Source organism: Arthrobacter sp. ZBG10 (assembly GCF_001238605.1).
GTDB lineage: Bacteria > Actinomycetota > Actinomycetes > Actinomycetales > Micrococcaceae > Arthrobacter.
The window spans coordinates 71215-80323 of sequence record NZ_LFQH01000044.1 but is presented as its reverse complement, the minus strand read 5'-3'; the positions used below and the strand labels follow the sequence as shown (position 1 = coordinate 80323).

Annotated in this window: 6 protein-coding genes; 4 read left to right on the top strand and 2 right to left on the bottom strand. The window is 65.5% G+C overall.

Annotated elements, in window-relative coordinates:
* Window positions 1–38: 38 nt before the first annotated feature.
* Complete coding sequence (locus tag ACU18_RS11335; RefSeq protein ID WP_050685657.1) at window positions 39–1109, bottom strand: hemolysin family protein; 1071 nt, start codon at window positions 1107–1109, stop codon at window positions 39–41.
* On the bottom strand, window positions 1106–2440 hold the full coding sequence (locus tag ACU18_RS11330) for a hemolysin family protein (protein ID WP_050685656.1): 1335 nt from the start codon (window positions 2438–2440) through the stop codon (window positions 1106–1108). The genes ACU18_RS11335 and ACU18_RS11330 overlap by 4 nt, the downstream gene beginning before the upstream one ends.
* A gap of 555 nt (window positions 2441–2995) precedes the next feature.
* Between ACU18_RS11330 and ACU18_RS11325 the strand changes: the two genes are divergently transcribed.
* The 4 genes from ACU18_RS11325 (at window position 2996) to ACU18_RS11310 (ending at window position 9094) form a co-directional block, all read left to right on the top strand.
* Entirely contained in the window at window positions 2996–6811 is a 3816-nt protein-coding gene (locus ACU18_RS11325) for a multifunctional oxoglutarate decarboxylase/oxoglutarate dehydrogenase thiamine pyrophosphate-binding subunit/dihydrolipoyllysine-residue succinyltransferase subunit (protein WP_050685655.1), read from the top strand.
* 142 nt (window positions 6812–6953) lie between these two features.
* Entirely contained in the window at window positions 6954–7553 is a 600-nt protein-coding gene (locus ACU18_RS11320; RefSeq protein ID WP_157370901.1) for a GDSL-type esterase/lipase family protein, read from the top strand.
* A gap of 87 nt (window positions 7554–7640) precedes the next feature.
* Entirely contained in the window at window positions 7641–8468 is an 828-nt protein-coding gene (locus ACU18_RS11315; protein WP_050685653.1) for a DUF4097 family beta strand repeat-containing protein, read from the top strand.
* On the top strand, window positions 8468–9094 hold the full coding sequence (locus tag ACU18_RS11310) for a PadR family transcriptional regulator (protein WP_050685652.1): 627 nt from the start codon (window positions 8468–8470) through the stop codon (window positions 9092–9094). Before ACU18_RS11315 ends, ACU18_RS11310 begins: the two co-directional genes overlap by 1 nt.
* Window positions 9095–9109: the final 15 nt, after the last annotated feature.

Below are 9109 nucleotides of genomic sequence, written 5' to 3'. Positions count from 1 at the left end.
CTATTTAGGTATACGCTGCGGACGCCGGGCGGGGCCGGTCAGGCCCCGTTGGGCTGGCCCAACCGGCGGATGCCCGTTGCCTGCGTGGCATCACGGATCTGGCCCACGAGCTGTTCAATCACATCCTCGAGGAACAGGACACCCCTGGTGTTCCCGTCGGGGCCGATCACGCGGGCCAGGTGCGACCCGGTGCGCTGCATAACGGACATCGCCTTTTCGATCTCGTCGTCGAGGGCCAGGTTGGCCAACGACCTGACCCGGCTTTCGGCGATGGCTTCGCCGTACGCCGACTCGGGGATGGAGAGCACATCCTTTACGTGCAGGTAGCCGTAAAGCAGGTCTTCGTCGTCCAGCATGGGGAACCGGGAGAACCCGGTCCTGCTGACAGCCTTCTCGAACTCCACGGGGGTGGTGGCTGCTTTGAGCATCACCAGTTCACCCAGCGGCACCATGATGTCCTGCGCCGTGTGTTCGGAGAACTCCAGTGCCCCGGTGATGAGGCCGGCGTCGTCATCCACCAGCCCATGGCGGGTGGACTCCTGGACGATCGACTGCACCTCCTCAAGGGTGAAGGAGGACGTCACCTCATCCTTGGGCTCGATCCGGAGCAGCTTCAGGATGTGGTTGGCGGACCAGTTGAGGACCGAGATGACGGGATTGACCAGCCGGGCAATAAACATCAGCGGCGGCGCCAGGAACAGGGCTGCCTTGTCCGCGGCGGAAACGGAAATGTTTTTGGGCACCATCTCGCCGAAGGTCACGTGCAGGAACGTCACCAGCATCAGCGCCACCACAAACGCGGCAACGTCAGCGACCTCCATGGGAACGCCCAGCGTCTCCATGGGCACCGCCAGCAGGTGGTGGATGGCCGGTTCGGCCACCAGCAGGATCAGCAGGGAGCACACGGTGATGCCCAGCTGGGCGCAGGCGAGCATCAGCGAGACATTCTCCATGGCCTTCAGGGTGGTCTGCGCCCGTTTGGAACCTGCCTCGGCCAGCGGTTCGATCTGGCTGCGGCGGGCTGACATCACGGCAAATTCAGCGGCCACAAAAAAGGCGTTGCCAAGCAGCAGGACAGCCAGCCAAAGTATTCCGGCCCAGTCGCTCATGCCTGGTTCCTGTCGTTGGTGGTCTCTTCGGGGTCCGGGGCGGCCGGCCGGAAGCAGATCCGGTCGATCCTGCGCCCGTCCATCCTGGTGACGCTCAGGACGCCGCCACCCACGGGCACGGTGTCTCCCACGGTGGCAATCCGGCCCAGCTCGCTCATCACGTAACCGCCAACAGTTTCGTAGGCTGCTTCGTCAGGGACGGTCAGCCCGGGGACCTGTTCGGAAAGTTCATCGGGCCGGAGCAGGCCCGGGAAGTACCAGTCCCCCGATGCACTCTGCAGCAGACCGGGGCGGACCTTGTCGTGCTCATCGGCCACCTCCCCCACGATTTCCTCCACGAGGTCCTCGAGGGTGGCGATGCCGGCTGTGCCGCCGTATTCGTCCAGGACCACTGCCAGTTGAAGGTTCCCCTCGCGCAGTTCGGCGAGGAGCGCGTCGAGATGGATGGTCTCGGGTACCCGCAACACCTCGGTCATGATGGCACCGGCTTCGAGTTTGTGCCGCCGGTCCCAGGGCACTGCCACGGCTTTTTTGACGTGGACCAGGCCCCTGATGTCATCCGCCGAATCGCCGATCACCGGAAACCGAGAGTACCCGGTCCGGCGCGCGGCGTCCACAATGTCAGAGACGGGCTGGCTGGCGTCGATGGTTTCCACCCGGATCCGGGGCGTCATAACATCCGCCGCCGTCCGCGTGGAAAAGTTCAGGGTGCGGGCAACGAAGTTTGCCGTCCCGGCGTCGAGCGTTCCCATGGCCGCCGAGCGGCGCACCAGGGAGGCAAGCTCCGAGGGGGTGCGGGCGCCGGAGATTTCCTCCTTGGCCTCGAGCCCGAAAACGTTGAGGACTTTGTTGGAGAATCCGTTGAGCACCACAATCGCCGGCTTGAACACGGCCGTGAACATCAGTTGCGGACGGGCCAGGGCCTTGCCCACCTGGAAGGAGAGCGCAATGGCCATGTTCTTGGGCACCAGTTCGCCCAGCAGCATGGACAGCAGGGTGGCAAGCACCATGGCCAGGGCCAGCGAAATGGAGGCCACGGCAACGTCGGGAAGTCCGACGGCGGCCAGCGGGCCTTCCAGGAGTTTGCCCACCGATGGTTCCATCACGTAGCCCGTGAGGAGCGTCGTGAGGGTGATGCCCAGCTGGCAGCTGGAGAGCTGCGTCGACAGCGATTTCAGGCACGCAAGAAGGGGCACGGCGCCGGTGTCGCCGTTGTCAACGGCGCGCTGGACGGTGGGCTGGTCCAGGGCGATCAGGGAAAACTCGACGGCGACAAAGAACCCGGTCCCGGCGATCAGCAGCAAGCCTGCTGCAAGGAAAATCCATTCCACTCAGCATCCCGCCCGGCGGGCCTGCGTAGCGCGGCAAAACCGCGAAGCCCTGGGCCGGAACAACGGCCTGGCCGGAGGGGGATGTTCAGCTGTTGCCGACCTGCCCTGGCGGGTCCCGGACGACTGCTGGGCCGCTGGGGAATGGGAACGTGTTCGGGGTTTGCCGGCTCTGCGGGTGGACTGCGCGGTGCTGCTCTTAATGCTCCGCTGACAGCCCCCAGGCCGGCACCTAGATTTACTGTCCATAAGGGCTTCAGTCTACAGGAGCCCTTATGGCCGTCCGGACCCGGCACCGCCGCCTGCCGGGTCCGCGGCGCTGGTCCCGGCGGGCGGACGCCGCCACTCCTGCGGCCGGCGCAACACCGGCGCGGCCCGCCATATTCCCGCACACCGGCGTCACGTCATGATTTGGGTCACCCTTATTGGCAGTTAACACAGGATGCTCACTAGACTTGCAGAGGTCTGGGTTCAGAGGACGCAGAGGCCGGCTCAACCGCAGTGCTTAAGCACCGTTGGCCGGAGGGAAATCAAACTCATGGAAGAGGCGTATTTCAAGTGCCAGAGCAGCCTAGCCACCGTCTACCAGAGGAATTTGGCGGAAATGAGTGGCTCGTTGACGAACTGTACGAGCAGTACCAAGAGGACAAGAACGCGGTGGACTCCAAGTGGTGGCCGCTGTTTGAATCTTTCGGCTCCGGCAGCGGTTCTTCTTCCAATGGACATTCGGGCCACGTCGAAGCCAACCCCGCAACCCGGGAACTTCCGGTGGTGAAGGCCGCTGCCCCGCCGGCACCGGCAGCACCGCCTGCGGCCGCTCCGACCAAACCCGCCGCAGCGCCGGCCGCGGCTGCGCCGGCTTCTGCCGCAGCTCCCGTGAAGAAGGCCCCGGCAACAGAAGCCCGCGATGGCGGCAAGAAGACCGGTGCGGGCAATGGCGCCCAGCCCATCCCGGCGCAGCTGCCCAAGAACGTCAAGGCGCCCACAGCACCGGAAGAGGACGTTGTCTCCGTCCTCCGCGGCCCGGCCAAGGCCATCGCCACCAACATGGTCACCAGCCTTGAGGTTCCCACGGCCACCAGCGTGCGCGCCATCCCCGCCAAGCTGCTGATAGATAACCGCGTGGTGATCAACTCCAACCTGGCCCGCGCACGCGGCGGCAAGGTTTCCTTCACGCACCTGATCGGCTATGCCGTGATCCGGGCCCTGGCCCAGTTCCCGTCGATGAACGTCTTTTATGACGAGGTGGACGGAAAGCCCTCCGCGGTCCAGCCTGCCCACGTGAATTTCGGCATTGCGATCGACATGCCCAAGCCCGACGGCACCCGCCTGCTGATGGTCCCGAACATCAAAAAGGCCGAAACCCTCAACTTCGCCGAGTTCTGGCACACCTACGAGGACCTCATCAAGCGGGCCCGGGCCGGCAAGCTCACCGCTGACGACCACCAGGGCACCACCGTTTCGCTGACCAACCCCGGCGGTATCGGCACGGTCCACTCCGTGCCCAGGCTCTCCAAGGGCCAGGCCGCCATCATCGGCGTCGGCGCCCTTGACTACCCGGCCGAGTTCCAGGGTGCCAGCGAAAAGATCATCGCGCACAACGCCATCAGCAAGGTCCTCACGCTGACGTCCACGTACGACCACCGGGTCATCCAGGGCGCGGGGAGCGGCGAGTTCCTCAAGCTGGTGCACCAGCTCCTGCTCGGCGCGCAGGGCTTCTACGACGAGATCTTCGAATCCCTGCGGATTCCGTACGAGCCCGTGCGCTGGAGCCCGGACCTGCAGGTGGACCCCGCCGACCAGATCAACAAGGTCGCCCGGATCCAGCAGCTGATCCACTCCTACCGCGTCCGCGGACACCTGATGGCGGACACCGATCCGCTGGAATACGTCCAGCGCAAGCACCCGGACCTTGATGTCCTGACCTACGGCCTCACCCTGTGGGACCTGGACCGCGAATGGCCCACGGGTGGCTTCGGCGGCAAGCCGATGCTCGCCTTCCGCGACATCCTCGGCGTACTCCGCGACGCCTACTGCCGCACCACCGGCATCGAGTACATGCACATCCAGGACCCGGACGAGCGCAAGTGGTTCCAGGACCAGCTGGAGCATCCGTACTCTAAGCCCAGCCGTGAAGAGCAGCTCCGGATCGTCTCGAAGCTTAACGCTGCCGAGGCCTTCGAGACGTTCCTGCAGACCAAGTTCGTGGGCCAGAAGCGCTTCTCCCTTGAGGGTGGCGAATCCCTGATTCCGCTGCTGGACGCCATCATGTCCGACGCAGCCGACGACGGCCTGGACGAGGTTGCGATCGGCATGGCCCACCGTGGCCGGCTCAACGTGCTCACCAATATTGCCGGCAAGACCTATGCCCAGGTCTTCCGCGAATTCGAAGGCACCCAGGATCCGCGCTCCGTGCAGGGCTCCGGTGACGTGAAGTACCACCTGGGCACCGAAGGGACCTTCACCTCGGACAACGGCAAGGAGACCAAGGTCTACCTGGCTGCCAACCCGTCCCACCTTGAAGCTGTGGACTCGGTCCTCGAAGGCATCGTCCGCGCCAAGCAGGACCGCCTGGACCAGGGCGAATCCTTCCCCGTGCTGCCCATCATGGTGCACGGTGACGCAGCCTTCGCCGGCCAGGGCGTGGTGGCGGAGACGCTTAACCTCTCCCAGCTCCGTGGCTACCGCACCGGCGGCACCATCCACGTGGTGGTCAACAACCAGGTTGGTTTCACCACCGCGCCGTCCTCTTCCCGTTCCTCCACGTACTCCACCGACGTTGCCAAGATGATCCAGGCGCCGGTGTTCCACGTGAACGGCGACGATCCCGAAGCAGTGGTCCGCATCGGCCAGCTCGCCTACGAGTTCCGCCAGCGGTTCCACAAGGACGTTGTCATCGACATGGTCTGCTACCGCAGGCGCGGCCACAACGAGGGCGACGACCCCTCGATGACCCAGCCGCTGATGTACAACCTGATCGAAGCCAAGCGCTCCGTCCGCAAGCTGTACACAGAGTCGCTGATCGGCCGCGGTGACATCACCGAGGAAGAAGCCGAGCAGCTCCTCCGCGATTACCAGGAACGGCTGGAGCGGGTCTTCGCCGAAACGCACGCAGCCCAGACCTCGCCGATCCCGATCATCACGGCCGACTCCGCAGCAGTCTCGGACATCGAGCGCCCGCACGCCCAGCAGTCCGATTTCGGTATCAACTCCCCGGCCTCCACCGCAATCTCCAAGGAGACCCTGGCACGGATCGGCACGGCACACGTTGAAATCCCCGAAGGCTTCACCGTGCACGCCAAGCTCAAGCAGCTCCTGGAGAAGCGCGAGCAGATGTCCCGTGAAGGCGGCATCGACTGGGGCTTCGGCGAGATCGCGGCCTTCGGTTCGCTGATCATGGAGGGCGTGCCCGTCCGGCTGGCCGGCCAGGACTCGCGGCGCGGGACGTTCGTCCAGCGCCACGCGGTGTTCCACGACCGCGCCAACGGCAAGGAATGGCTGCCCCTGGGCAACCTGTCCGATGACCAGGCCAAGCTGTGGATCTACGATTCCCTGCTGTCCGAATACGCCGCCATGGGCTTCGAGTACGGCTACTCGGTGGAACGCCCGGATGCACTGGTGCTGTGGGAAGCCCAGTTCGGCGACTTCGTCAACGGCGCCCAGACCATCATTGATGAGTTCATCTCCTCTGCCGAGCAGAAGTGGGGCCAGCGTTCCTCGCTGGTGCTGATGCTCCCGCACGGCTACGAGGGCCAGGGCCCTGACCACTCCTCCGCACGGATCGAACGGTTCCTGCAGATGTGTGCCGAGCAGAACATGATCGTGGCCAACCCCACCACGGCGGCCTCCCACTTCCACCTGCTGCGCCGCCAGGCGTACAGCCGGCCACGGAAGCCGCTGATCATCTTCACGCCCAAGCAGCTCCTGCGCCTCAAGGCCGCAGCATCTTCGGTGGAGGACTTCACCACCGGCACCTTCCTGCCCGTGATCCCGGACCATGAGCAGCTGCCGGCGGACGCCGTCGAGCGCGTCCTGCTGGTATCCGGCCGCCTGTACTACGATCTCCTGTCCACCCGGCAGAAGACCGGCGACAAGACCACCGCAATCGTCCGCGTGGAGCAGCTGTACCCGCTGCCGCACGAGGAGATCGCCACGGAACTTGCCAAGTACCCGAACGCCGAAGCCGTATGGGCCCAGGATGAGCCGGCCAACCAGGGACCGTGGCCGTTCATTGGCCTGAACCTGCCCGACGCACTGGACCGCAAGGTCCGGCTTGTGTCACGGCCGGCATCTGCCTCCACGGCAGCCGGTTCCATGAAACGCCACGCTGCGGAGCAGGATCTGCTGCTTAAGCAGGCTTTTTCACAGAAATAACCGCTAAGGCTGCCCGGCCGGACGTCGAAATACCGACTCCGGCCGGGCAGTTCTGTTTAATGGATGGACAGCGCCGCTTCGATCCACCGCATCAGTGGCTGCGACGGGGACAGCGGGCCGGCACCGAAGTAAAGAGGAACGTGTGGAAGACAGGAAGCTGCGTATCGCAGCCGTAGGAGACGAACTGCTGGCAGGGTTGGGTGACCCGCGGGCACTTGGCTGGCTGGGCCGCGTCCTGGCACGGACTCCCCAGGACGGGATTCTGCTGGAGAGCTACTCACTTCCCTGCCCCCAGGAGGGGACGGAAGCGCTGGCAGCCCGCTGGCTCGACGAGGCCGGCCGGCGTTTCAGCCCGCAGGCCGAGAACCGCCTGGTCATCGGACTGTCCGGGCGGGATATTGAGTTCGGCCTGTCCACCGCGCGCAGCCGGCTGAACCTTGCCAACATCCTGGACTCTGCCTCGCAGAACCGGGTCGAGGTGTTTGTGGTGGGACCGCCACCCACCCTTGACCCGGTCCATAACCGGCGGCTGGATGAGCTGAACACCGCCTTCGCCGATGTTTCCACCCGGCGCAAGCACCTTTATGTCGATACATTTTCACCCCTGCTGAACCACGAGCAGTGGCGCCAGGACCTCGCCGCCAACGGGGGAACCCCCGGCCAGGCCGGTTATGGCCTGATGGCCTGGCTGGTACTGCACCGCGGCTGGTTCCAGTGGCTCAAGCTGGACGCCCCCGAGTAACCACCGCCGGTCGCGATATATCTTGACGGTCCGGTTACCGGCCGGTACGTTGAAGCCAGTACACGATATATCGCCTCTGGAGGACCAATGACCGATCAGAACTGGACCGTGGCAAGCCCGCAGGCCATCGATATCGATGGTGTGTCCGCCCTGAAGCTGGGCATGATCCAGGGCAGGTTCGAGGTGCGGGTCGGGGACCAGCCGGGGGTGTTGGTTGACATCAGTGACGTCCACGGGGATCCCGTGGACGTCGCTGTATCCGGTGGTCGGCTGCAAATCAGGCACCAGCTGCACGGGCCACAAGGGTGGTTCAAGAACCTGATGGAAACGGTGAACCACACCAGCGCCAACTCCGCCACCATCCGCCTCACCGTTCCGGCCGGAACGGAGGTGGAAGTGGGGACTGTCCGCGGTGACGGGCTGGTCAGCGGTGTTACCGGACCCACCCGGCTCAATACTGTGTCGGGTTCGGTGGCAGCGGAAAACACCGCCGGGGAGCTGCACGTCAACACCGTCAGCGGGACCGTCACCGTGAGCGGGCACCACGGCATCCTCACTGCCAGGAGCGTCTCCGGGGAGGTCCACGCCGCCGGGGATTTCACCAACGTCCGGGCCACCACGGTCAGCGGCGACCTCACGTTCGAACTCCTCGGCAACACCCATGATTTCGGCTCCAACTCGGTGTCCGGAAACCTGACAGTGCTGTTACCCCATGACGTGGGCGCCGACATCGTGGCCAAAACAGCCAGCGGTACGGTGGTGATTGATGACCAGCACTACGCGCAGGTCAGCGGCACCGTGGAGACCATTTCCGGCCCGGACCGGCAGCTGATGCTGGTCCGCACCAACTCGATGTCCGGCCGGACGTCCATCCTCCACCGGGCTGCTCCGGAGGGCGCCGGAACCGGGCTCTGATGCCGCCGGTTTTTGCCCACGGTGCCTTGCGCCTGTACCTGCTGGCCCTCCTCGAGGCGGGCCCCAAGCACGGCTATGACCTGATGCTGGCCCTACGGGACCGGTTCGGCGGAACATATTCGCCCAGCGCGGGAACCATCTATCCACGCCTGGGGAAACTGCAGGAGGAGGGCCTGGTGGCCACCGAGGCAGTGGGTCGCCGCACCAACTACCGGATCACCGACGCCGGGATGGCGGAACTGAACAGGCGCCGTGAGGAGCTGGCGGGCGTGGAGACTGGCATCGCCGCGTCCGTCCGGCGGCTGGCCGGCACCCTGGGCAGTGACGTCCGGGGCAACATGCTGGGGATCAGCGCGGATCTTGCTGCGGCGGCAACAGCGGCCCTCGCAGGCCGCCCCGGCAGGGACAACGCTGCCGCCGGCCCGGATGCCCAGAGCGAGGCGATCCTCCGGGGAGCCGGTGGGCTGCTGCAGGCCTTCCAGGAGGGTGTCCTTGCTGATCTCCGCCGCCAGGCGGCCGCTGCGCCGCTGGACCCGGCAACCCTCGACGCCTTGGCCGCCGGATTGCGGCAGGCCCGTGCCGCAGTCCCCCCGCAGCCTGGCGCCGCAACGCCGGCCAAGCCCTGAATCCGCTGCGGGCTC

What these genes read in the sequence shown, in the direction of transcription:
- ACU18_RS11315 (WP_050685653.1), top strand. Translation starts at nt 7,641, where the DNA reads ATGACCGATCAGAACTGGACCGTGGCAAGCCCGCAGGCCATCGATATC.
- ACU18_RS11310 (WP_050685652.1), top strand. Translation starts at nt 8,468, where the DNA reads ATGCCGCCGGTTTTTGCCCACGGTGCCTTGCGCCTGTACCTGCTGGCC.
- ACU18_RS11335 (WP_050685657.1), bottom strand. Translation starts at nt 1,109, where the DNA reads ATGAGCGACTGGGCCGGAATACTTTGGCTGGCTGTCCTGCTGCTTGGC.